Annotated in this window: 18 protein-coding genes; 10 read left to right on the forward strand and 8 right to left on the reverse strand. The window is 67.0% G+C overall.

What is annotated here, in order from left to right:
• Nucleotides 1-10 precede the first annotated feature (10 nt).
• The 4 genes from EV141_RS05560 to EV141_RS05575 are packed head-to-tail and all read right to left on the reverse strand — an operon-like array spanning nt 11 to nt 4478.
• Entirely contained in the window at nt 11-1288 is a 1278-nt protein-coding gene (locus tag EV141_RS05560) for an exopolysaccharide production protein (RefSeq protein WP_130484987.1), read from the reverse strand.
• Nucleotides 1285-2613 (reverse strand): O-antigen ligase family protein, encoded by a 1329-nt coding sequence (locus EV141_RS05565; RefSeq protein WP_130484988.1) that lies wholly within the window; start codon nt 2611-2613, stop codon nt 1285-1287. Before EV141_RS05565 ends, EV141_RS05560 begins: the two co-directional genes overlap by 4 nt.
• 4 nt (nt 2614-2617) lie before the next feature.
• Nucleotides 2618-3289, reverse strand: coding sequence for an acetyltransferase (locus EV141_RS12425; RefSeq protein WP_241969099.1), 672 nt, complete (start codon nt 3287-3289; stop codon nt 2618-2620).
• A 4-nt stretch (nt 3290-3293) separates the two neighbouring features.
• On the reverse strand, nt 3294-4478 hold the full coding sequence (locus EV141_RS05575; protein ID WP_130484989.1) for a DegT/DnrJ/EryC1/StrS family aminotransferase: 1185 nt from the start codon (nt 4476-4478) through the stop codon (nt 3294-3296).
• 120 nt (nt 4479-4598) lie between these two features.
• Here EV141_RS05575 and EV141_RS05580 point away from each other — a divergent pair, with 120 nt between their 5' ends.
• Genes EV141_RS05580 through EV141_RS05590 form a run of 3 tightly spaced genes read left to right on the forward strand, consistent with a single transcriptional unit; the run spans nt 4599 to nt 8531 of the window.
• Nucleotides 4599-5366 (forward strand): class I SAM-dependent methyltransferase, encoded by a 768-nt coding sequence (locus tag EV141_RS05580; protein WP_130484990.1) that lies wholly within the window; start codon nt 4599-4601, stop codon nt 5364-5366.
• On the forward strand, nt 5341-7428 hold the full coding sequence (locus tag EV141_RS05585) for a glycosyltransferase family 2 protein (RefSeq protein ID WP_130484991.1): 2088 nt from the start codon (nt 5341-5343) through the stop codon (nt 7426-7428). The genes EV141_RS05580 and EV141_RS05585 overlap by 26 nt, the downstream gene beginning before the upstream one ends.
• Complete coding sequence (locus tag EV141_RS05590) at nt 7425-8531, forward strand: glycosyltransferase family protein (protein ID WP_130484992.1); 1107 nt, start codon at nt 7425-7427, stop codon at nt 8529-8531. Before EV141_RS05585 ends, EV141_RS05590 begins: the two co-directional genes overlap by 4 nt.
• Here EV141_RS05590 and EV141_RS05595 read toward each other — a convergent pair.
• The 3 genes from EV141_RS05595 to EV141_RS05605 form a co-directional block, all read right to left on the reverse strand.
• Nucleotides 8517-9551 (reverse strand): acyltransferase family protein, encoded by a 1035-nt coding sequence (locus EV141_RS05595; RefSeq protein ID WP_157985514.1) that lies wholly within the window; start codon nt 9549-9551, stop codon nt 8517-8519. The genes EV141_RS05590 and EV141_RS05595 overlap by 15 nt on opposite strands.
• Nucleotides 9552-9580: 29 nt before the next feature.
• Nucleotides 9581-10759 carry an acyl-CoA dehydrogenase family protein gene (locus EV141_RS05600; protein ID WP_130484994.1) on the reverse strand — a complete coding sequence of 393 codons (1179 nt, stop codon included), beginning with the start codon at nt 10757-10759 and terminating at the stop codon, nt 9581-9583.
• 112 nt (nt 10760-10871) lie between these two features.
• The gene (locus EV141_RS05605; RefSeq protein ID WP_130484995.1) at nt 10872-12857 is read right to left on the reverse strand and encodes a S8 family serine peptidase; all 1986 of its coding nucleotides are present in this window, start codon (nt 12855-12857) and stop codon (nt 10872-10874) included.
• Between the two features lie 85 nt (nt 12858-12942).
• Between EV141_RS05605 and manA the strand changes: the two genes are divergently transcribed.
• The 5 genes from manA (at nt 12943) to EV141_RS05630 (ending at nt 19989) form a co-directional block, all read left to right on the forward strand.
• A complete protein-coding gene (gene manA, locus EV141_RS05610; RefSeq protein WP_241969100.1) occupies nt 12943-14121 on the forward strand; it encodes a mannose-6-phosphate isomerase, class I in 1179 nt (392 codons plus the stop codon).
• Nucleotides 14122-14149: 28 nt separating this feature from the next.
• Nucleotides 14150-15112: a UDP-glucose 4-epimerase GalE gene (galE, locus tag EV141_RS05615; RefSeq protein WP_130484996.1), complete on the forward strand. Its 963-nt coding sequence runs from the start codon at nt 14150-14152 to the stop codon at nt 15110-15112.
• Between the two features lie 152 nt (nt 15113-15264).
• Complete coding sequence (locus EV141_RS05620; RefSeq protein ID WP_130484997.1) at nt 15265-15582, forward strand: WhiB family transcriptional regulator; 318 nt, start codon at nt 15265-15267, stop codon at nt 15580-15582.
• Nucleotides 15583-15653: 71 nt separating this feature from the next.
• Complete coding sequence (locus tag EV141_RS05625; RefSeq protein ID WP_130484998.1) at nt 15654-18506, forward strand: glycosyltransferase; 2853 nt, start codon at nt 15654-15656, stop codon at nt 18504-18506.
• The gene (locus tag EV141_RS05630) at nt 18499-19989 is read left to right on the forward strand and encodes a DUF5719 family protein (RefSeq protein ID WP_130484999.1); all 1491 of its coding nucleotides are present in this window, start codon (nt 18499-18501) and stop codon (nt 19987-19989) included. Before EV141_RS05625 ends, EV141_RS05630 begins: the two co-directional genes overlap by 8 nt.
• A gap of 31 nt (nt 19990-20020) precedes the next feature.
• Here EV141_RS05630 and EV141_RS05635 read toward each other — a convergent pair whose 3' ends face one another.
• Complete coding sequence (locus EV141_RS05635; RefSeq protein ID WP_198675510.1) at nt 20021-20509, reverse strand: metallopeptidase family protein; 489 nt, start codon at nt 20507-20509, stop codon at nt 20021-20023.
• Between the two features lie 49 nt (nt 20510-20558).
• Between EV141_RS05635 and EV141_RS05640 the strand changes: the two genes are divergently transcribed.
• Nucleotides 20559-20771, forward strand: a complete 213-nt coding sequence (locus tag EV141_RS05640) for a DUF3499 family protein (RefSeq protein WP_130485000.1) — start codon at nt 20559-20561, stop codon at nt 20769-20771.
• Nucleotides 20772-20880: 109 nt separating this feature from the next.
• The gene (locus EV141_RS05645) at nt 20881-22317 is read left to right on the forward strand and encodes a phosphomannomutase/phosphoglucomutase (RefSeq protein WP_130485001.1); all 1437 of its coding nucleotides are present in this window, start codon (nt 20881-20883) and stop codon (nt 22315-22317) included.
• Nucleotides 22318-22549: the final 232 nt, after the last annotated feature.

Below are 22549 nucleotides of genomic sequence, written 5' to 3' on the forward strand. Positions count from 1 at the left end.
AGCGCATCCGTCACTGTTCGCGAAGGTCGGTGAGCAGCCTGCGCCACGAACGGTTGCGGGATGCTGCCATGACACTCGTAACCAACAGCATCAATCCATACTCAGAGAGAAGGTAACTCTCGGTAACGCTTGTTGTGACGAGCAGGACGAGCACGAGCGCGGGCCACACATACACGGTGCTCTTGCGCTGAGATGCGACGAGCCACGATCGGGCGATTGCGAGCGCGAGAACACCAAACAGAACGAGGCCGCCGACCAGTCCGATCTGCAGCACCGTGTCGACGTAGGCGTTCAGCGCCGACTCCGGGCGGTCGCCAAAGGCGTCGCGGATGGCCGCGTACGGGAAGATTTCGCGGCGCCACGGCCCCAGCCACCCAAACCCTTCGACGATTCGTGGTTCGACGAGCTGCTGAATCGTTGACCAGACACTCGTGCGCGCTTCGACATCGATCGCCGCATCCGCAAGGCCCACGAGGCGGCCGCGAAACACCCAGCCGATGGCGACGCCGAACAGCGCAGTGACAAGCAAGGCGGCCAGCGTGCGCTTGCGGGCGGCGGGGCGCTGGCGCCGCACAATCACGAGGATCAGGCCCGCTGCGAGCACCGCCGCGAGCACAAACCAGCTCACGGGCGAGCGGGCGAACAGCAGGCTGAGACCGGCCAGTGCGAGACCGTATGCCGCCAGCTCCCGTGACACCGATCGCGTGCGGTACTCGATCCAGAACGTGATGATGGCAAGCGCGGCGACAAACGCCAGCGCGTTGCGGGTGCCGGCAAGGCCCTGAATGGGGCCACCGGCCGCCAGATTGCCGGCGATATTCAGGAACGGGATGGGCGCATCCAGCAGCAATCCAGACAGGATCTCGAGGCCCAGCCCCACCGCTAGGAAGCCCCGCAGCACGTTTCCGACGCTCCGCACCAGCTGAATGGCGTCGCGCACGAGCGCGATGTATACGCCCATTACTGCGAACGCGAGCGCGTAGCCGACCCCCTGCAGGGTGGCGACGGGGTAGTCGCTCCACGCGAGGCTGAGGGCCATCACACTGAACAGGCCGATCAGCGAGAGGGGCAGCGTGCCGCGCCACTCGATGCGTTCGGGCTGCGCGCGCAGCGAGGCGAGGGCGAGCACGACGACGCCCACGACGATCGCGAGATACCCCGGCCACCCGATGAGCGCCCGCAGCGTTCCGGCGGTGAAGGCCGTGATGATCATCGTCTCGGTGAGCGCCTGGCTGAAGCGCGGCGACCCGAGGAAAGACAGCACGACGGATGCGCGGGGCTCGGTCATCGCGACGCCCCGTCGGGCGCGCGCACCGGCAGCGGCGCGGAGGGAGCGATCGGCGGAAGCCCCGCCCGCATCGACGCGACCGCAAGATAGGTGAAGAGCACCAGCCCGCCCTCGATCAGCAGTCGCGACTCGGCGAAGCTCTGCACGATCAGCAGGGTCACCAGCAGGGCAGGGAACGCACGCAGCGCGGGGGAGTGCTGCACCTCACCCGAGGCGGGGTCGATCGACCACGACGCGCAGCGCAGCACGGTGGTCACGACGAGCACGGTGAACAGGGCGAGCCCCAGCACGCCCAGTTGCAGCAGCACGTCGAGCCACGCACTGTGCGCCTGGAGATAGGTGACCCCGTTGATGACGGCGAGGTCGTTGTACGGCTCGACCCAGGGTGCCCAGTAGCTGATCCATCCCCAGCCGCCGACGGGGCGCTCCTGCCACAACTCGATGACCGCCGCCCAGATGTCGACGCGGTTCGTCAGGTCGCCGCTGCGACCGAGCAGGGCGAGGAGCGGCTCACGCAGGGCCATGGCGGCGACGGTGCCGAGAACTCCTGTTCCGACGGCGGCGGCGTAGAGCATCCGTCGTTCGCGGCGGGCAAAGCGTCGCGCAGCGACGACGATGCCCAGTGTGAAAGCGCACCCTGCGAGGGCAACGGTCACCGTCGCTGACTGAGTGAGCAGCAGAGTGACAACCGAGGCGCCAACCCAGAACCACGCGGTCACGCGGGGGATCCGACGGTCGATGAGCTGTATGGCGAAGACGATGAGCCCAAGGGCGGCCGCGGCGGCCAGCAGATTCGCGTTGCCCACAATCCCCTGGATGCGACCGTCGCCGAAAACCTCGAACAGCTCGCCCCGAGACCAGTAGAACGCGCGCGGAATCGGCGGTTCGTAGTCGACCCAGAACGGCAGCACGGGGCCGCGGATCAACGTGGCGACGATGAACTCGAACGCCAGGGAGAGACCGATGATCCATCGCACGGCCACCCCAAGCGCTCGAATCACTTGATCGAGGGTCAGGGTCGCCGCCATCATGACGCCGCCGAAGGCGGTGGCGAGCGTCGTGACGACCGCGAGAAGGGTCGTCAGGGGATACGCCGACCACGCGGTCGAGGCGACGGCGAGGACGAGAAAGGCGGCGAGTGCGATGGGCACGCGCCGCGGATCAACGCGAGACCGGATGGCGAGAGTGACCCAGGCTCCGAGCAACAGGGCGACGATTGCCGCCCACCCAAACCAGCTCAGCAGGTACCGGAAGAAGTCGCCCGCCAGCAGCGTGAAGAGGGTGAGCGCAGCGAGCGCGACACGTCTCTCACGCAGCCACCCCATGGCCTCAGCCTAGCGGCGGGGTGCCCTCCGGATCGCCGAGACGCTTGACCACAGCCGGCACGCCCGCAACAAGGGCGCGCGGCGGGACGGAGCGCGTTACGCACGCACCCGCCGCAACAATGGAGAACGCCCCAATCACGAGGGGCGAACCTAATTCCCCGTTGATGACGGAGGCGTTCATGCCGACCGTGGCCCCCGTCTCGACAATCACGTTACCCGCGATTCGTGCCCCGGGGCCGAGAGTGACGAAATCCTGCAACTCCGATTCGTGAGACACGCTCGAGCCGACGTTCATGTGAACGTGGACGCCGAGTCGTGCGGTTGCTGAAACGTATGCCTGAGCTAGCAGGACGCTGCCTACGCCAATGTCCGGGAATCCATCGATAACCGCCGTCGGATGAATAACAGGATCAGCGATGCGGGCGGGTCCTAGCGAGCGCGCGATCGAAGCCCGAGTAAGCCCAGAGCCGATGGCGATCACGACAGTGGCGCGCGCCAAGTCCTCATCGGTCAATAAGCGAGCCGAGGGGCGCCCCGGCGCGGGCTGAGCCACAGCATCGCTCGTGATCACGTACTCCGGAACCCCGGCGCGGCTAGCGGACACCGCGTACCCAACTTCGAGGGCGTGCCCGCCGGCGCCGATGACCAGAACCGAAACCGGTGACTGGGAGGTCACGGCGTCAAGTTCTGTTCCCGGGCATGCCAAACGCGCGCTGGAAGACATCGCCGATGAGTTGGATTTCAGCCGCGCCGACGGAGGTGCCCGTCGGGAGGACGACGACTCGGTCAGCGACCTCGCGGGTGTTGGGGAGGTGTTGGTCGGCCGTCGGATACAGCGACCGGTATGGCTCCATTTGGTGTGCACCCGGCCAGAAATACCGACGCGCGAGCACGTTAGCGGCGCGGAGGGCGGTCACGATGTCATCACGCGTCCTGGGGGCCTCGGGCTGAATCTCAACCACCACATATTGCGCGTTGGACTCATCCAGTTCCGCGATGGAGAGAAGTTTCGCGAAGGGTATGGTCGAGAAAACCGACTCATACAGTCGGTAATTCTCACGATTGCGCATGACGAAGGCGTCAATGGACTGCAGATTGATGAGCCCCATCGCTGCACAGATCTCCGTCATCTTGGCATTCGTTCCCAGGTGAATCACTGAATCTTCGCCATCGAAACCGAAATTGCGCATGAGGCGCAGCCGGTCGGCAAGCTGCGGATCGTTTGTGGTGACGGCCCCGCCCTCAAAAGTGTTAAAGAACTTGGTAGCGTGAAAGCTGAAAACCTCGGCATTTCCGAACGCGCCAATTTTCTTTCCGCTAATCATTGAATCAAATGAGTGAGCAGCATCGTAAATTACTGGAATGTTGAGTTCGCTAGCGAGGGCGCCGATGCCTCCGACATCCGCGCCTTGACCCCATAGGTGGACGCCGATGATTCCGCCGGTGGCACGCGTCACTCGGCGTCTGGCTGCGTCTGCTGAAAGGGTGTGTGTTTCTGGGTCGATGTCGGCAAAAACCGGCGTCAAACCGAGCCATCGAACGGCGTGCGCTGTGGCCACGAATGTGTACGACGGCACGATGACTTCTCCGCGCATTCCGGTGGCGACGATCGCAATCTCCAGAGCAACAGTGCCGTTTGCCATCAGGACGCAGTGATCGACTCCCAGGCGCCGTTCGATTTGCCTTTCGAGCTCGCGCACCAGCGGGCCATTGTTCGACAGGATTCGACGATCGAAGATTCCTTGAGCCAGTTCGAGAAATGCCTCCGTGTCGCCGACGTTGGGACGACCGACATGGAGGGGTGTATCTGAAAACGGTTCAGTTGACCAGATATCCTGGGGCAGGCGGGGAGCCTCAATCGTCATAGGAACTCCTGGTGCGCGTGCCCGGTGAGGCAGTCGCGGTCGTGACTGGCGTTTGACCTACCTTACGTTAGAGATGGTCGGGATACAGGGAGTACGGGATGCGCTGCATCCCAGCGATGAATGGAAGCGGGCGTAGTGAACCGACGGGTGCGTGTCAGGGCTGATCTCCAGCATCGGGTCCGTGCCATCGTCGATCGCATACCGATCGACTTTGGAGGGGGATCGAGCGCTGCGAAAGCCTTGATTCTCGCCGAGCTCGTGAAGCGGGGGCGCGGTGCGTGCAGTGTCGACATTGGCGTCTATCGAGGGCGATCGCTTCTCCCGCTTGCGACAGCGCATGCGAGCCTTGGGCGTGGCCGCGCAATCGGTGTCGATCCGTATTCATCCGCTGCCGCGGTCGAGCGTGACGCGCCGGAGCTGTGGGAGCAACTCCAGCAATTTGCCTCGACTACCGACTTCGATGCCATCTACGTGAGCGTCGTCTCACTTCTCAAATCCGAGGGGCTCACGGCTTGGAGCGAAATCAAGCGAGCGACGAGCCACGTCGGATTGATGGAAATCGCAGACGAAGGCGTCGAGGTTGGTCTCGTGCACGTGGACGGCAACCACGACACCGAGATCGTCCTGCATGACGTTGAGTGGGCTCTGCGGCACACCGTGCCTGGAGGGTTCATCGTCATTGACGATATTTCGTGGCGGTCTGTTCGCCCGGCAGTGGAAAGAGTGCGTCAGAACAGCTCACTACTGTTCGCACGGGTCGACCAGATGAACGATTTTGCCGTCTATCGCACGCCCGGCGGCGGGCGAGGCAACGATCACATCCGGATCGCGCTCAGCGCATTGAACGAGATGGGAGATAGTCGTGTCAGTGGAAAACTCGATACCTGACATTACCGTCATTGTGGTCACCCACAATCACGAAGAATACGTCGACGAAGCACTGGCATCAATCTCGCGCCAACAAACTCATCGGTCCGTCGAAGTGATCATTGCTGACGACGACTCCACGGATCAGACGCGCGCCATGGCGGAAAAGTGGCTCGCGGAAAGCCCTCTGCCGGGCTCACTGCTCGCGCCGTCCTCGAGGCTTGGAATCACCCTGAACTACGCACGGGCATTTGCCGCGGCGCGCGGACGTTACGTCGCGGTCCTCGAGGGAGATGACGTTTGGACGTACGCGGGGAAGCTTGACGAACAGGCTGATGCACTCGATCGTCACCCCGAGGCCAGCATGGTCGCCAGCAGGCTTGAACTGTGGTTCAGTGATGAGGGACATTTTTCCGTCGAGCCGCTCATTGGGTTGAACGGCTTTGAAACCCTGCTTTCATCCGAAAGAATTGCCGATTCGAACTGGTTCGCGACTTTCTCTACCGCCATGTATCGGCGTCGCGCCCTCGAGTCGATTCCTCCCGCCATCTTCGAAACACTCGCTTATGACTGGGCGATCGCGATGGCAGTCACTGAATGGGGGCCCGCGGTATTCCTGCCGCGCATCGCAACGGCCTATCGGATCCATAACCGCGGGACCTGGTCCCGCGAAACGGTGCGCGCGCGCGATACAAAAATTCAGCAGCTCATTCCCTCGTACATCGAAGCGTTTGACGGGCGACTGTCCCGGGAACTCCATCGGGCCCTCGTCTCGGTCGAGCGGCGACTGTTGGGATCCGAAGCAAGCAGGAGTCACGACGGAAGCGACACGTCCGAGCAAGCCGTTATCGAACAATCGCGTGCCAGCACACCTCGCTTTCCCTTCCCCGACGACGAGTCACGACCTCCACTTGTTTCTGTGATCGTCCCCAGCTTCAATCATGGAGAGTTTATCGAGCGTGCTATTCGTAGCGTGCTCGAGCAGAGTGAGCAGGACTTTGAAGTCATCGTCGTCGACGATGCGTCGTCTGACGATTCCGTCGAACGAGTCAGTGGTGTGAGCGACCCGCGACTGCGGTTGTACCGTTTACCTCGGAACGTCGGCGGTGCCGCTGCCCTGAATTTCGGGGTCCAGCAGGCGCGTGGTGAATACATCGCGATCCTGAACTCCGACGACATGTGGATGCCGTCGAAGCTCGCGCGGCAGCTCGAAGTGATACGTGCGCGAGACGTAGCGGCTGTCTTCACGGGCGCACGATACATCGGCCCGGATGACCGCCCCCTGCCGGCCGAAACTCTGCCGGCGTGGGGCGAAATCTTCCGCCAGCCCGATCGATCGCGCGCGCAGTGGCTTCGGTACTTCTTCGAAAACGGGAATGCACTATGTCACCCGAGCATCCTCATTAGGCGTGATGCCTACGAGACGATCGGCCTATACGACAATACTCTGCGTCAGTTACCGGACTTTGACCGCTGGATCGCCCTGGTATCGCATTTTGACATCGCTGTTCTCGGTGATGAACCGCTCGTACTGTTTCGGCTTCAATACGACAACGGCAACACCAGCTCAGTAACCCCCGCGAGTGTTCGACGGACACACCGGGAGCACTTATGGGTCGCTGAACAGATGCTCGACAGGCTGCCCGACCAACTCCTTGTCGAGGCTTTCCATGACCTCCTTGATGAGCCGACTATCGGACCGGGGCCCGAGGCGATCGTTGATCGAGCTGTCCTGTACTTGCGCGCAACCGGACCGTTGGCATCGATCAATCGCGAGGCGGGCTTACGGAAAGTCCGGAACCTTATGGCTGAGCCGGAGACCTACCTCGTTCTGCTGACCAAGTATGGAATTGATGACGCGTTTGTTCATGAACGCGCGGGGCTCCAGGAACTCGCCCTCACCTCCGACATGGAGACTGGTCTGAACGCGGTAGACCGACCGCGCGTCGTCGACCGAGCCCTCACGGACTGGTCCACTGGCGAGATCGTCAGGGTTCTTCGCCGACGCCTGCGCAATGTTCCACTTCGCGCCTGGCCGGGGAGAGTGAGACACCACCTCATGCCGTGGAGCTACCGCCGATGACGTCAAGAGTCGTCATTCTGGATGATTACTTCCCGTCGTTACTGACCGGTTTCCGTGTCTCCGAGTTCACTTACCTTCTTCGCGAAGGAGCCGTCGACGCGGTGATGACAACGGCCGAACCGTACGCGCACCTTTCACAAACGTTCGGTGAGACCTTCCCTGATCTCGCAAACCGTGTCATGCCTTTCGATCCCAGTTCGTTGGCGGATGCGGGCGGGGCGTACATCACCTTCGTGAACAACGCCCGCTACTTCATGCCGTATCTCGTTGAACACAAATTGCCGGTCGTTCTGCAGCTATACCCGGGTGGCGGTCTCAACCTTGGCGACCCCAACGTCGATCGCCTGATCATTGATCTTCGAGCGAGTGGTTTGCTTCGCGGTCTCGTCGTCACGACCGAGCGAGCGCGCACGTGGCTCGAGTCGCTCGACGTCGGGGACGTGCCGGTGGCACTCATTCCCGGCGTCGCTATCGAACGAACGTATCTCGGGCCCGGGGCTGGGTCTCGAACCAACTACTATCCGACAGCTTCAGATGTCTTGAGGTTCGGATTCGTAGCTCACAAGTACAGCGCTGATGGACGGGATAAGGGCTTTCCCGACTTCCTTGCCACTCTCGCGGCCGTGATGACTGATGGGATCTCTGTCCAAGGAAGCGTCATCGGCGGGTTCACACCAGACGATGTTCCTGCCGGACACCAACCCCTGCTTCCGTACCTCACCTTCCACGGTCCACTTCTGAGTGAGGCAATGAAGGCTGTTCTCTTCAGTGTGGACCTCGTGGTTTCGCAGAATCGCGCCGACGTCCTCGCCGTCGGTCAGTTTGACGGGTTTCCCACCGCCTCCAGCGTGATCGGCTCACTATGTGGGGCGGGCCTCGTGCTTACCGATCCGCTCAACCAGAATCGCCTCTTCGTGCATGGGCGCGACGCGCTCATCGTGCCCGACGATCCAGCGGTTGCTGCTGCCTCCATCGTGCAGCTGCTGAACGGGATCGGTATTCAAGCTCTCGCCCGCCATGGGCTTCGAGTCACCCGTCGTCACTACGGAGTTCAGGCGCAGCTCGCTCCGCGCCTGGAATTCTTGCAATCAGTTTTTGCGTAGGTCTCTCATCCGCGGGTTCCTCCAAGGAAAAGTGAAAAACCACGCCACGGGAGGGTGCCTACGCAGGGTCGCTATGATGCACCCCGCGGCAAGGGAGATACCGAAGAGCAGCGCGGCATGATAGTGCGGCTCGACGTTCAGTGTTGTCGCGAGCGTCATCACGGCCACCATGATCGGCCAGTGAGAGAGATAAAAGACCAGAGAATTTCGGCCCAAGTACTCGACCGCCGCCGACGCCGCCGAGGAGTAACGGTAGTAGATGCTTAGGCTGATCAAGATAGCGGCGTTGGTCGAGAAGGTAAGAGCAATGCCCCACGGTCGAAATGCGAATCCGCCCAATGTCAGGGAGGACGCGATAAGCGTCGACAACAGAAGTACTGCCCCTGAGGCGAGCACAATTGCTCTCGCCCCTGAGCGTTGCATGATCGTTTCCGCTGATAGCACACACTGGGAGATCGCGGCGCCTGCAAAAAAGCAAATCCCGTACACGAACACGGCTCGATATTCGAATGACTCGAAGGCGATGAGACCAACGAGCAACACCACAGCAATTGACCAACTCGGAATCCCTGACAAGAGCCGCGAGACGAGTATGAAGATTCCGAGATAGAAAATAAACCAAAGATAACCAGGGGCGATCCAAGCCGTGAAATCGGTTGCGTAGTGGGTCAGGAAGTAGCTGAAACCGGCAGTGTTGAGAAGGATCGCGGTCCAGACCAGATAAGGCCAGTAGATTTTTCGGGCGACTGAACCGAGGAGTTCAACGGGTTTCTTCCTGTTGTGTGACACCGCCAAGACGCCCGCAATGACGAAGAGTAGGGGCATCCGGAAAGGCGTGAGCGTCAGCATGAGATCGGACGCCCACTCGGGAGGTGGGTTTCCCCAGCGGAATCCTGGAACGTCGAAACTATGAAATGCGATTAGGAGCAGGATTGCCAGACCGCGGGCCAGGTCCAGGGCGGGTGCACGCCTTTGTCTGTGGTGGTCGGCAGTCGATCGTTGTCGTTGCCGCTCGTCCACCCTCCGAGGATACTCGGCGTCCTGGTTGACTACACGAAGGCGCTGACCCCCGTGATCGCTCGGCCAACGATGAGGCTGTTCATCTCGCGCGTGCCCTCGTAACTGTAGAGAGCTTCGGCGTCGGCGAAAAATCGGGCGACGTCGTAGTCGAGCACGATGCCGTTGCCCCCGAGCACCTCGCGGCAGAGGGCGACGACCTCGCGCATGGAGGTGGTGGCAAAGGCCTTCGCCATCGACGCGTGCTCGTCACGCTGCTCGCCGTTGTCGAGCATCTGCGATACGCGCACGCAGAGGGCGATCGACGCCGTGATTTTGCCCAGGCAGCGGGCGAGGAGGTCTTGTACGAGCTGGTGGTGGGCAATGGGCTTGCCGAACTGGTGGCGTTCCTTCGTGTAGGCGACGGCGGCCTCGTAGGCGCCGATCGCCGTGCCGACTGCGGCCCACGCCACCTCGGCGCGGGTCAGGCGAAGCACGCCCGCCGTGTTCTTGAACGACTCTGCGTTTGTGAGCTTCAGGCTGTTCGGCACCCGCACGTCGGTGAGCGTGATGTCGGCGTTCTGCACAATGCGCAGCGCCTGCTTGCGCTCGATCTTCGTCGCGACGTACCCGGGGGTGTCGGTGGGCACGATGAAGCCCTTGACCTGCCCGTCTTCGGTGCTTTTCGCCCAAATGATCGTGATGTCGCTGAAGGTGGCGTTACCGATCCATCGCTTCTGGCCGTTCAGCACCCAGTCGTCACCATCGGGCGTGGCGGTCGTTCGCAAGCCCTGGGCGCTGTCGCTGCCCGACAGCGGCTCGGTAAGCCCGAAGGCGCCGATGACCTCACCGCTGCGCAGCTTCGGAAGCCACTCGGCGCGCTGCTCGGGTGAACCGCAGACTCCGACGGAGCCCATGGCGAGGCCATTCTGCACACCGACGTAGGTGGCGACGCTCGCGTCGATGCGAGCGAGCTCGAGGGCCGTCCAGCCGCCGTACAGTGCCGAATAGTCGCCCGTCTTCGTCTCGTCCCACAGCTCGCCGAAGGTCGGGTGCTGGTGCAGAACGTCGATGATCTGACGCGGGAACTCAGCCTTATCCCACGCGTCATTCACTATCGGCTTGATGTGCTGTTCGAGGTCGGCGCGCAGGGCGGCAAGCGCTGCCTTCTCGTGGTCGCGCAACTGCGCTTCGAAACCGTAGAAGTCGCTGATGAGGGGTTCGAGGGTCATGGTGTCATCGTGCCTGGGGTGGGGACGCTGAGGGAACCGCCTTGTTGACGGTGAACGGTCACGGCGTCACATCAGAAAGAAGCTTTGTCGACCCCGCTACTCTCACGGCTTGTCACCGAGGCGCCGTGATCCCCACCGTCGTAGGAACATAAAAGCGGGTGCCCTCGTAGGTCCATACCCATGACGGGTAGATGCGACGAACCGTATCGGACTCCGCCTTGCTTGCTGTGAAGAAGTGCGCCCCCATCGATGGGCTCCAAAAGCGATCGACGCCAAAAGTGTCAAAAGCGGTTGGCTTCTCTGGGAATGCGTAATAGGCGATCCCCTCGTACGCCCAGACCTTGCGCGGATACAGCCTCAGGACTTGATCACGCTCGGCTTGGCTCGCGGTGTAGAAGTGGGCGCCGTGCGTTTCGCTCCAGAAACGAAACACAGGAACAGTGCCGGGGACTTGCGTCGAGTACGCACCGAAGGCGACACCCTCATAGTTCCACACGGCCTTGGGATACGTGCGAATCACGTGGTCGCGCTCCGTCGCGCTTGCCGTGAAGAAGTGCGCGCCGAGCGTCGAGCTCCAGAAGCGGTACACCGGCACTGCGCCCGCTGGGGCTTGGCCCGTCCGCGTCTGAACAGTTGCGAGGCTTGAGAACGGGCCACTGCCGGTGAAGCTCTCCCCCCTCACTCGGACGTCGTAGACCGTGTTGGCTTGCAGCCCCGAGATCGTCGCGAACGTCGCCGTCGACACCCCGTCGCTCGCCGTCAGCCACGTCGACGTGCCAATGCGGCGAAACTGGATCGTGTAGTCGGTGACCTTATCGGCGTTCACCGTCGGAGCTTTCCAGCTGACCTTCGCCGACGTCTCGCCCTGCGCCGTCGCCGAGACTCCCGACACGGCACCGGGAATCAGGGTGGTGTCGACCGCCAGCGAGCTCAGTAGCCGGTTCGGCGAGCCGGTGCCCGTCGAAGTGACGCGACCGGTGAAGGCCTGGCCGACGAGGGCTGATTCCACCGAGCGTGCCGACGCTCCGGGCATGGTCGACCACAGCAACGCCGCCGCGCCGGCCACGTGAGGTGCCGCCATCGACGTACCCGACATCAAGACGGGGTTGGTGAGGCTGTCGTTGTCGACAGAAATGATGTTTTCCCCCGGGGCGAAGATGTCGAGGCAGGGGCCGAAGTTCGAAAACGAGGCGCGAGCATCCTGAATCGTGGTGGCTCCCACCGTGAGCGCTTCCGGGGCGGAGGCCGGTGATTCCACGCACGCGTCCCTGTTGGCATTTCCCGCGGCCGCGACGACGATCAGGCCGGCCGCCGTGGCCTCCCTGACCGCGAGGTTCATCTCGACGTTCTGGCCACCGCTCAAGCTCATGTTGATGACCCCGGGCGTGCCAGCCGGGTGGTTCGTGATGACCCAGTCGATGGCGGTGAGAACAGTGCTCAGGTTCGCGCTGTTCGAGCAGTCGAACACGCGCACGGGCACGATCAGCGCCTGCTTTGCCACGCCCCAGCTCGAGCTAGCCACCGAGCCCGCGACGTGCGTACCGTGACCGTTGCAATCAGATGAGCCACGGTTATCGTTCACTGCCGTCGCGCCTGCGAGGAGGCGGTTGCCGAACTGCGACGCGTTCGGCGTCACCCCGCTGTCGATGACGTACACCCGCACGCCGGTGCCGGCGGCGGTGGGGTACGCGTAGGCCGAGTCGACGGGCAAGAACTGCTGGTCGAGGCGCGACAGATTCCACGGCGCGTTGCTTTGCGTCGACGTCGCCCCGATCGTGACGAGCTCGTCGTCGACCACGTCGACGCCCGGGATCGCCTCCAAGACATCGGCTGCCGCGTCGTCGAGGGGCGCGACGATGGCGCCGATCTCGTCAAGCACGGTCGAGGTGTCACCCGAGCCGTCGACGGCATCAGTCACCGCCTCAGCCACCGCGTCGGCGTCGGCCACGCTCTCGTCAATGACGACGATGCGGCTCTCGCCCGCTGGCAGCTCGAGAACCTCGGCACCGGTCGATGTCGCCGATGCGGCGGGCGCCACGATGAACGACGCGACCACCGCCATGAGTGCCGTCGCCGACACCACAGTCTGTCGAATCATCAGACGCCCCCTTAGTACTGTGATTCATCGCTCATCGTATGAGTCGAACAGAATTCGTCACACCCCCCGTTTGCGGTTTGCGAACATGCGTCGCTCCGCTCGAAAGGTCGCCGTGATCCTGCGCATCGCCAATACCCCCCGCGACTACGCCTGGGGCTCGACGACGGCGATCGCCGAACTGCTGGGCCGAGAGCCCTCCGGCGCGCCCGAGGCCGAGTACTGGCTCGGTGACCACCCCGCCTCGCCGGCCGTCGTCGTCGACCGCCCTGCGGTGGGGCGCACCCTCGCCGACGTGACGGCGCAGACTTCGGCAGGCCGCCTGCCCTTCCTGATGAAGGTGCTCGCGGCGGCCGAGCCGCTCAGTCTGCAGGTGCACCCGACCCTCGCGCAGGCCGCCGACGGCTTCGCCCGGGAGAACGCTGCGGGGCTCGCTCTCGACGACCCGCGACGGTCGTACAAAGACGATCTGCACAAGCCCGAACTGGTCTACGCGCTCAGCGACCCGTTCATTGCGTTGAGCGGTTTCCGCCCCGTCGCCGAGTCCCGTCGCGAACTCGCTGCCGTCGGTGATGCTGCGGTGCTCGCCCTCGTCGAGCGTCTCGACAGCGACGACGCGCTCTCCGCGACCCTTTCATGGATGCTCGACCCGGCATCCGACATCGGCCCGCTTGTTGACGCCCTCGTGGCGTACGCGGCGACGATCGAAGTAGAACCCGAGCGCGACCCGGCGGGAACGTGGGCGACCGTGCGCCGGCTCGCTGCCCGCTACCCGGGCGATCCGGGCGTGGCGATCTCGACCCTCATGCACACCGTGGTCCTCCGACCGGGCGAGGCGCTCTACCTGCCGGCCGGCAATCTGCACTCGTACCAGGAGGGCCTCGGCATCGAGGTGATGGCGGCCAGCGACAACGTCGTTCGCGGGGGGCTCACCCCCAAGCACGTCGACGTCGACGAGCTGCTCGCGATTCTCGACGCGCGCTCCCTCCCCGCGCCGCGCCGCGAGCCCGAGGTGCCGCAGCCGGGGGTTCGCGTCTTTCGCCCCGACGTTCCCGACTTCTCTCTCACGGTGGTCGAGGGCGAGGCGCTCGCCGACGGGTGCCTCGTCGGCGACGATGGGCCGAGCATCCTGCTCTGCCTCGAGGGGCAGGTGAGCGTCGACGGTCAGGCGACCGCCACACAGGGTGACGCCTATTACGTCTCGACCGGCCCTGTCGAATTGAGTGGCACCGGACGCGTCGTGATCGCGAGCGGCAACGCCGGCTGACGCCCGCAACCCCGGTAGCGTTTCCCCCATGACTTGGCTTGTCACGGGAGGCGCCGGCTACATCGGCGCGCACGTCGTCCGCGCGCTCATCGACGACGGGCTCGAGCCGGTCGTGCTCGACGACCTGTCGAGCGGGCACGCCGCCTTCGTGCCGGAGGGCGTCCCGTTCATTCAGGCGAGCATCCTGGATCGCGCCGCCGTCGATCGCGCGATCGGTGAGCGCGGCGTCACGGGCGTGATTCACGTCGCCGGCTTCAAGTACGCGGGCGTCAGCGTCGAGCGGCCGCTGCACACCTACGAGCAGAACGTCACCGGCATGGTGACCCTGCTGGCCTCGATGCAGCAGCACGGGGTGACCCAGTGCGTGTTCTCATCGTCGGCGGCGGTGTTCGGCGACGTCGATGTGGAGCTGGTCGGCGAAGACACCCCCAAAGCCCCCGCCTCCCCGTACGGCGAGTCGAAGCTCATCGGCGAGTGGTTGCTCGCCGACCAGGGGGTCGCTGCGGGGCTGCGCCACACGAGCTTGCGCTATTTCAACGTGGTTGGCTCGGGCGATGCGAGCCTGCGCGACACGAGCCCGCACAACCTGTTCCCCCTCGTGTTTGACGCGCTCGTCGCCGGGCGCACGCCCCGCATCAACGGGGCTGACTACCCGACGCCCGACGGCACCTGCGTGCGCGACTACATTCACGTCGCCGACCTCGCCCTCGCGCACGTCGCCGCCGCGCGCCGCCTCGAGCGTGGAGACAGCATCGAGCCCGCGTACAACCTCGGCTCGGGCGACGGCGTCTCGGTTCGCCAGATCATGGATGCGATGGCGCGCGTCACCGGAATCGCCTTCGACCCTGAGGTGGCTCCGCGCCGCCCCGGCGACCCCGCGCGCATCGTCGCCAGCGGCGAGCTCGCGGCCCGCGACCTCGACTGGCGAATGCGCCACACGCTCGACGAGATGGTCGCCTCGGCGTGGGCCGCACGCCAGGCTGCGCTCTGACGCAGAACACAGCACGAATCGCGGCGCGTCGCAACCCTCGATACCCGCTTGACCCTTTTACGATTCGCGACTTGACGCGAGGGAATGACACGAGTGTAATTAGGGGCATCCCGCCGCACCGGGGGCCGTGACGGGGGAGGGGAGCACCACTAATGAGCGAATACCGCAACGCGGTTCCGAGCGACTGGTTCGTCGATCCTGTCCGTATCGGAGTACCCGGCGTCCGCAAGACGAGCAGCGTCGACGACGACGCCGAGCTCGCCTGGCAGACCGACGCCCTGTGCGCACAGACTGATCCCGAGGCGTTCTTCCCCGAGAAGGGCGGCTCGACGCGCGACGCGAAGAAGATCTGCACCTCGTGCGAGGTGCGCACCGAGTGCCTCGAGTACGCGCTGAAGAACGACGAGCGCTTCGGCATCTGGGGCGGGCTCAGCGAGCGCGAACGCCGTAAGTTGCGTCGCCGCGCCTGAGGAATCCTGAGGGGTCACCGCCGCGGCGTGTGGCGGCCTCCTCGATTCCGCATCGCGCCTAGGCTCCTTCCGTGCAGCCCCTCGTCACCGCCGTTCTCGTCGTCCGCCGTGGTGGCGACGCGCTCGAGCAGACGCTGACGGCTCTCACCCACCAAACCCGCCGCCCCGACCGCATTGTCGTGGTCGACGCGGCCGACGACGCGGCGGTCACCGCGCGTCTGTCTGAGACCGCCCCGACGCACCACGTTCAGACTCCCGCCACGACGGCCGGTTTCGGTCGCCTTGTGATGGCGGGCACCGACCAGCTCCCGGTCGAGGAGGCGCCGTCGTCGCCGTATGGCGGAATCGACGAGTGGTTCTGGATGCTGCGCCACGACACCGCGCCCGATCTGCGGGCCCTGGAACGGCTGCTCGCCGCCGTCGAGGTGGCTCCGTCTGTGGCGGTGGCCGGTCCGAAGGTGATGGACGGCGCGCATCCGACGACGATCGCGGAGTTTGGCGAGACGCTGACCCGCACCGGCGCGTCCATTGCCCTCGCCGAACGCGAACTCGATCAGGCGCAGCACGACCGCACGAGCGACGTGCTCGCCGTCGGCGAGGCGGGGCTTCTGGTGCGTCGCAGCGTGTGGCGCGACGTCGGCGGCTTCGACCCGGCGCTGCCGCACGTCGACACGGCCCTCGACCTGTGTGTGCGCATTCGCCTGGCCGGGCACCGCGTTGTTGGTGTTCCGCTCGCGCGCGTCTTCGCGCACGAGACGACGGCCGAGTTCAGCAGGCCCGGCAGGCGCGTGCGAGTGCGCCCCCGCACGCTGGCGCGCTGGCGCCGCACGGCGCAGCTCCACCGCCGGCTGGTCTACGCGCCGCTCGCCGCGGTGCCGCTGCACTGGCTGAGTCTCGTGCCCTTCGCCATTGCGCGCGGCATCGGACACCTGCTCGCGAAGCGCCCCACGCTCGTGGTGGGCGAGCTCATGGCCGCGCTCACCGTCGCATTCTCGGGCGCCGCCGTGCCGCGCGCGCGTCGCCGGCTGGCGAATGCCCGCCAGATCGGCTGGGCCGCGATCGAACCGCTGCGCATCGACCAGCGCGACGTGCGTCGGCGTGCCGCCATCGCGCGCGATGCGCGCCGCGGTGCCGCCGAGCAAAACCGGATCGATCGCCCCGACTTCGCCCCCGGCGGCGTGGCGGCGGTCGTCGGCGCCGGCCTCGTTGGCATCGCCGCGACCGCGCCTTTGCTGGCCGCCCAGGCACTCGGCGGGGGAACCCTCGCCCCGATCGCCAGCGATATCGGTGCCCTCGCCGACGCCGTTCGCGTCACCACCGAGGGTGCGGCCGACCCCGCCTCGTTCGTCTTCGCCGCCCTCGGCTCGCTCACCGCCTGGCAGCCGTCGCTCGCCCTCGTCGTGCTCTGGGCCGCCGCGCTTCCCCTCGCCGCGCTCGGCGCCTGGTGGGCGATCGCCCCCCTCGTGACGCGACCGGGCCCCGCCGCCGCGGCGGCCGTGCTCTGGGCCCTCGCCCCCGCCCTCGTCGTCGGGCTGACGGAGGCGCGGCTGTCGGCCGTCATCGCCCACCTCACGCTGCCGTGGCTCGTCGCCGCCGCCATCCGATTGCCGACGTCGTGGAGCGCGACCGCAACGACCGGCCTGCTGACCGCCGTGCTCATCGCGGTGTCCCCGAGCCTGGCGCCCGCCCTCGTGATCGTGTGGATCGCGGCGATGGTCGTGCGTCCGCGCGCGATCGGCCGCCTGCTGACGCTCGTGGTGCCGGTCGCCGCGCTCGCGGCCCCCCTCGTCGTCACCCGCGTGCTGCAGGGAAACCTCCTCGCCGTCCTCACCGACCCGGGCATCGCGGCGCCACCGGGCCCCTCGTCACCCGCGAGCATTCTGCTCGGCTGGCCGACGCTCGATCCGATCATCGGCCCGCTGGCCGAGGTGCTGCCCATCGCCGACTCGCCCGCCCTGATCCTGCTGATCGTCGGTCTTCCGGTGCTGGCGCTGCCGGCGCTCGCGATCATCGCGCCAGCGCTTCCCCGGGGGATGCGCGCCCTCGCGCCCCTCGGCCTCGCCGCGCTCGGCCTCGTCACCGCGGTCGTCGCGTCGGGCATCTCCCTCACGACGGCCGGCGGCGTGGCCGTCGGCCTCGACGTCGGGCCTGCGGTCAGCCTGTACTGGCTGGGTCTGGTTTTGGCCGCGGGCATCGCGCTTGACCGGATGCGCCGTTCGGGCGCCCCCCTCGGCGCATTCGCGGTCACGACGGCCAGCGCGCTCGTCACGCCCGCCCTCGCGGCGATACTGCTCGGCACGGCCGCGGTCGAGCCGCTCAGCGAACCTCGCACCCTGCCCGCCCTCGTCGCGGCCGACGCCGTCGGCGACCCCGAGCTGGGCACCCTCGTGCTCACGCCGCGCGACACCGGGCTCGCCGCGCGGATCGAGCGCGGGGCGGGTCGCACGCTGGCTGAGACGCGCACGGTTCGGTCGACGAGCGACGACGAGCGCGAAAGCCTCGCCGAGCTGGTCGGAAACCTGGCCGCACCGAGCGGCCGCGACGTGATGGCCGAACTCGACCAACGCGACGTGCGATACGTGCTGCTGCGCGCATCCACTGCGGAGATCGACGGAGGCGAGGCGACGGCCGGCGATACCGCCCTCAGCGACATCGTGACGGCGCTCGATGCGACACCGGCGCTCGTCCCCGTGGGTGAGACCGACGCCGGGCGCCTGTGGCGCGTCGCCGCCGACGACGAGACGCGCGCCGAGCCGCCCGGTGACCACCCGCTCACCACGACGGTGCTGCTCGGCCAGCTGACGGTGCTCGCGATGACCGCGCTGCTCGCGGTGCCGACGAGCCTGCGCCCGCGCCGCGAGCGCAGCACCGACGGCACCATCGACGACCCCGCGGCCACCTTCGACGAGGAGACCGATGACTGAGCGCACGCGTCGCCTCGCCCTGCTGAGCGGTCGGGCCGGGCTCAGCCTGCTCGCCGGGGCCGCCCTGCTTGCCCTCGGTGCCGCGGCGATCGCCGTGCCCGGCCCCCGTATCGGCGAGGGCGCTGAGCCCATCGACATTGTTCCGGACCGCGCCGAGCAGGCGCTCGCCTGTGCGGGCGGCGTGCTCGGCCTCACGCTCGGCGAGAACCCGCAGGTCACCGTGACGGCCATGCCGCAGCTCGTGAGCGCGGGCGACGGGGCGGTGGTCTCGAGCCTCACCGGCAGCGACGCGCTTCCCGCCGAACTGCCGCTCGAGGCCACCCTCGCGAATGCCGTACCGCCCGCCGTCGTCACCCTGCCCGCCGACGCGCCCGACGAGCGCGTCGCCGCGACCGAGACCGTGCGCGTTGCGGGTTCCGAAGCGGCCGGATTCGTCGCGGCCGAGTGCGCACCCGCGCAGCGCACCGCATGGCTCGTCGGAGGCGACACCACGGTCGGGCGCACCACCTGGATCACGCTCGCGAACCCCGGGCCCGTCGACGCGACCGTCGACCTTGCCCTGTGGGGAGCGTCCGGGCCGATTGAGGCGCCGGGTGCGACCGGCATCATCGTCTCTCCCGGGTTCCAGCGCGTGATCGCCCTCGACGGATTGGCCGTCGACGAGCTGTCGCCAGTCGTCGGTGTCACGGCGCGCGCCGGCGCCGTCGACGCCCGCCTGCAGACCAGCACGGTGCGCGGGCTCGAACCGGGCGGCCTCTCGGTCGTGTCGCCCATCGCGTCGCCAGCCGAGACGCTCGTGATTCCCGGCGTTCCGATCGTGAACCCCGAGGCGGTGCAGCAACGCTCCGCCGCCGAGGGCGGCGACCTCTTCCCGACGCTGCGCCTGCTCGCGCCCGACAGCGACGCCGACGTGACGGTGCGCGTGATTGCCGCGAGCGACGAGAGCGGCGCGAGCAGCGCATCCGTGCCGCCGGCCGTGACGACCAGCCTGAGCGCCGGCACCGTCGTCGACCTGCCCTTCGCCGAGCTCCCGGCCGGCGACTGGGCGTTCATCGTCGAGGCGAGCGCGCCCGTCGTCGCCGCCGTGCGCGTCAGCACCGTCGACCCCAGTCCCGAAGCGCTTCCCGGCCCCGTCGCCGGCCTCGCCGCGAGCATCGACCAGCAGTGGGTCGTGCCGTCGCCCGTGCTCTCCGACGGAACCCGCACGCTTGGCGCCGTCGGCGCGCTCGCCGGCACGACCGCGCGGCTGCACCTTGCTGCGACCTCGGGCGCCGCGCAGGTCGACCTCGACGGGCGCCTCATCGACGTGCCGGCGGGTGGCGCCGTCTCGGTGCCCGTCGCCGGCAGCACGCCGCTCGGCATCACCGTGACGGGCGCGCCCGTCGCCGCGAGCGTCAGCTATCGGGGGGATGCGGCGGTCGCGACCACGCGCATCCTCGCCCCGCGCGCGGCGCAGCAAGCGCTCAGCGTGCTCGTCGACTAGTCGCGGAACGCCCGCCGCGCTCGCGGCGCAACTACCAGTGCCGGAAGCGGTCGGGCGCGAGATCCCACGGGTCTTTGCCGATGAGCTCGCCGACCGCGCGGAACACGCAGTTCTCGACCATCATGCGGCGGTGCCAGTCGTCGTCGCGGTGCAGCCGACTCATGCGCTCGATGGGGATACGGAACAGGATCACCCGGTGCTGCGCGGGAATCACCCGCCACCGCGCGACACCGTTGACCCCCGGCGGCTGCTCGGGCATCGCCATCACGTCGATGCGCAGCTGCGACAGCTCGTTCGGCCACTCGTCGACCAGGTACTCGGCCGTCGCGCGCACCGTCTGCTCGAACAGGTCGCGCCTGGTCGAGACGGGGCGAAGGGATGCTCCGGGCATGAGCGAGCGCCCCGCACGTCCGTGCCGCGCGCGGCTGCGCCCGGCCGCGGAACGCTCGCCCGAGGTGGCACCCGCTCGCGGGTCACTCGCCCCGCCGCCGCGGGCCCGACGCTCACCCGGCCAGATCATGCCGCCAGCGTACTCGGCGCACTCTCGGCCCCGCCGTATGCTGAACCCGATGAGCTCGAGGCAGTGCAGCAAGGTGGCGTGCAACAACGCCGCCGTGTCAACGCTGACCTACGACTACGCCGACTCGATGGCCGTGCTCGGGCCGCTCGCGCAGCGCCGCGAACCCCACACGTACGACCTGTGTAAGAAGCACTCCGAGAGGCTCTCGGCGCCGCAAGGGTGGCACATCGTGCGCTACTCGGCGCTCGGCGAGGTGGGCTGAGCGGCGCCCCTCGTGAGCGCCGCCCCGGGCGGGTGCCTCGTGCGCGCCGCCCCGGGCACGCGCCCCGTGCGCGCACTCGCCGGCTCGCCGCCCCGGTACGGTGGAGACCGTGTCGAACACCCCTGACCTTTCCGCATTCATCAAGGCCTACGACGTGCGCGGGCTCGTCGGCTCGCAACTGACCGACGAGGTCGTCGAGGCGCTCGGCGCCGGCTTCGTCGACGAGCTCGGCGCGGCGGGCCAGCGCATCGCCGTGGGCCACGACATGCGCGACTCGTCGCCCGGCTTCGTCGCGGCCTTCGCCCGCGGCGCGACCGCCCGCGGCGCCCACGTCGAGAACCTCGGGCTGTGCTCGACCGACGAAACCTACTTCGTCTCCGGTCGCGACGGCGTTGCCGCCGCCATGTTCACGGCGAGCCACAACCCGGCCACCTACAACGGCATCAAGTTCTGCCGCGCCGGGGCTCAGGGCGTGAGCCTCGACACCGGGCTCGCGGGCATCCGCGACCGGGCCCAGGCGTACCTCGACGCCGGCGCCATCGAGCCGCTGCCCGCCGACAGCGTCGGCACCGTCACCACCCGTGACGTGTTGGCCGACTACGCCGCGTACCTGCGCGAGCTCGTTGATCTCTCTACCGTCCGGCCGCTGACGATCGTCGTGGATGCCGGCAACGGCATGGGGGGAATGACCGTTCCCGCGGTGCTCGGCACGGCGGCGGGACTTCCTGCATTGCCGCTCACGATCATCCCGTTGTATTTCGAACTCGACGGCACCTTCCCGAATCACGAGGCCAACCCGCTCGAGCCGGCGAACCTCGTCGACCTGCAGAAAGCCGTCGTCGAGCACGGCGCCGACCTCGGCCTCGCATTCGACGGCGACGCCGACCGCTGCTTCGTCGTCGACGAGCTCGGCCAGCCGGTCACCCCGAGCGCCGTCGCGGCGATCGTCGCCCGGCGCGAGGTCGAGCGCGTACGAGCCGCCGGCGAGACGGGCGCGATTTCGGTCGTGCACAACCTCATCACCTCGCGCATCGTGCCCGAGACGATCGAGGCAGTTGGCGCCGAGCCCGTGCGCACCCGCGTCGGGCACTCGCTCATCAAAGACGTCATGCACGCCACCGGCGCGATCTTTGGCGGCGAGCACTCGGCGCACTACTACTTCCGCGACTTCTGGGGCGCCGACAACGGCATGCTCGCCGCCCTGCACCTCATCGCGCAGTTCGGCGGCTACGACGGCCCGCTCTCGCAGCTCGCCGCCGAGTACACGCCGTACACCGCGAGCGGCGAGATCAACTCGGTCGTCGACGACGTGCCGGCCGCCTACACCCGCGTGGTCGAGGCCTTCACGGGTCGCGCCGAGATCGACGACCTCGACGGGCTGACCTTCACCGGCTCGCTCGACGGCGGATCGGCCGGCTCTGGCTGGTACTGGTTTAACGTGCGCCCGTCGAACACCGAGCCGCTGCTGCGCCTCAACGCCGAGGCCGAGACGCCCGCCGTCATGGAGGCGATCCGCGACGAGGTGCTCGCCCTCATCCGCGCGTAGGGGGCGGGCGCCCCGCCCCGGCCCAGCCGGGCGACGCTGTGGTGGTCTGGAGCCCGTTCGAACCCGCGCCCCGTCACCAAACTGCCTCCAGCACGTCGCCTCCGCTGAATGTGCGCGGGTTTGCGCACGCAGGAGTTGTGCAAACCCGCACGATTACGCGGGGCGGCCTCGCGGGGCTCCCGCGCGGGCACATCCCTGTCACGCGGCGTCACGCGGATGCGCGCCCAGCGCA

Origin of the sequence: Microcella putealis, from assembly GCF_004216575.1 — a bacterium.
Classification (GTDB): domain Bacteria; phylum Actinomycetota; class Actinomycetes; order Actinomycetales; family Microbacteriaceae; genus Microcella; species Microcella putealis.